The 1,603-nt window shown below is 37.1% G+C and carries 5 protein-coding genes; all 5 read right to left on the bottom strand.

Annotated elements, in window-relative coordinates; genetic code table 11:
- Positions 1 to 199: hypothetical protein (locus AC1DUW_RS28130; RefSeq protein ID WP_477644090.1), on the bottom strand; the 199-nt coding region annotated here is incomplete at its 3' end.
- A gap of 34 nt (positions 200 to 233) precedes the next feature.
- Entirely contained in the window at positions 234 to 656 is a 423-nt protein-coding gene (locus tag AC1DUW_RS28125) for an acyl-CoA thioesterase (protein WP_053345880.1), read from the bottom strand.
- A 175-nt stretch (positions 657 to 831) separates the two neighbouring features.
- Entirely contained in the window at positions 832 to 1,083 is a 252-nt protein-coding gene (gene tlp / locus AC1DUW_RS28120) for a small acid-soluble spore protein Tlp (RefSeq protein WP_053345879.1), read from the bottom strand.
- Positions 1,084 to 1,155: 72 nt separating this feature from the next.
- Positions 1,156 to 1,299, bottom strand: a complete 144-nt coding sequence (locus AC1DUW_RS28115) for an acid-soluble spore protein N (protein ID WP_477644092.1) — start codon at positions 1,297 to 1,299, stop codon at positions 1,156 to 1,158.
- 161 nt (positions 1,300 to 1,460) lie between these two features.
- Positions 1,461 to 1,603 (bottom strand): IS3 family transposase (locus tag AC1DUW_RS28110; RefSeq protein WP_477644091.1); only part of this gene is annotated, 143 nt, incomplete at its 5' end.

Below are 1,603 nucleotides of genomic sequence, written 5' to 3'. Positions count from 1 at the left end.
GATGAATCCATTCTTTTTTCAGTCCGTATTTTTTGCCCCACTCTGCTAATCGTTCTAAATCATTGCACCCAACTTTTGTCACGGTCTTACAACCAGGAAAGCGATCATCGAGCCAATAATGAGTCAGAAATGCAATTTGTCCCTGATCAATTTGCTGCTTCCAGGCTACTACGTCTACCCGTTTTATCCCAAACGCCATCCTTAATTCACCTCAAATTATGTAATTACATTAGTTAATCCGGTTTTTTATTTTGCTCATAGGCCTCATGCCAATCAGGGAACATACGTTTAATAGATATAGGCCGGAAGTTGTCCTTTTTAACGCAAACATGTGATGACTGGCCGGTTGCCGATACTTCATTTTCCCCGTTAATGATTTCATATCCATAAATGACACGCAGACCATCATACTTTTCAATCCAAGTCTTTATCTTAACCTTATCACCATAGCGAACAGGTATTTTATATGAAGCCTGGATATCCATGACAGGCGAGAGGATACCAACCGCCTCCATATCAGCATAATAAAAGCCTAAATCATTGATCAATTTCGTCCTGCCAAGTTCCATCCATACAAGATAATTAGCATGGTACACAACACCCATTTGATCTGTCTCTGCATATCGAACCTCAATTTCATTTTCAGCAATCAACATCATAATTCCCCACTTTCATTTCTATTGCAATATACATTTTACCATAACTTCCGGCCAACTTTCATTTAAGGAAATTAGCCCATTTTTTACACTTCCATTCTTTATCCATCATCCAAAGACGAAAAATCATTAAAGAAAGGGGGAGAAAGACCACTTCTTTCTCCCCCTTTCATATTTATTCTAATTCATTATCCGTTTTATAACCTCTTTCACGAGCTTGTTGTTCATCTTCTACTTCTGACATCATGCCAGCAATACTCTCTTTCCTTCGTTCGTTCTTTGCCCTTATCGCCTCTTTATCGCCCGATGAAGAGAATGACAATGTTTCATTTGCAGCATTTATGTTCTCTTCTGTATTCTGAATTGCATCCTGAAGTTTTTCAACATTATCTAATCGGTTGTCTGGATTGTGTTTAAATGAGCCCATTTTCTATCGCCTCAATTCATGTTATTTTTTTGTAAAACATAATATTATTACAAGTATTAAATTTAAAGCAGTTTATTCGCCCTTAGTTTGAATAACCTGAGGATGCTTGCCCRATTTATCCTGCATTTGCTTTCCGTTATTTCCTCCTGCTGCTCTCGGTTGCATACCAAGATGGCTTGGTCTAAAGTGTTTAGAATCTTTTTTAGGATTACCCATTTTTAATCGCCTCCTTACCTTATCATTGTTAAAAAAGCTGAAATTCATGAGTGCCAGTTTTTGAAAAAGCTCCATATTTTTCAACTAAATCGAAAAAGAGCCAGCACTTTGAAGAAAACTTCAATGTGAAGTGAACCCAAAAAGTTAGACACTTTATTTAATTAGGCAGCCTTGAGGGCATGAATCCGGTAATCTACCGGGCTCATGCCTTTTAATTTTACCTTGATTCGTTGATGATTGTAGTAATGGATATATTCCTCTAATTCTTGTTTGAAATGCTCCATGCTTTCAAATTCTTGAAGAT

The organism is Peribacillus sp. P4_C12 (assembly GCF_056402095.1).
The sequence above is the reverse complement of the archived record's forward strand: the minus strand, read 5'-3'. Positions and strand labels throughout refer to the sequence as shown.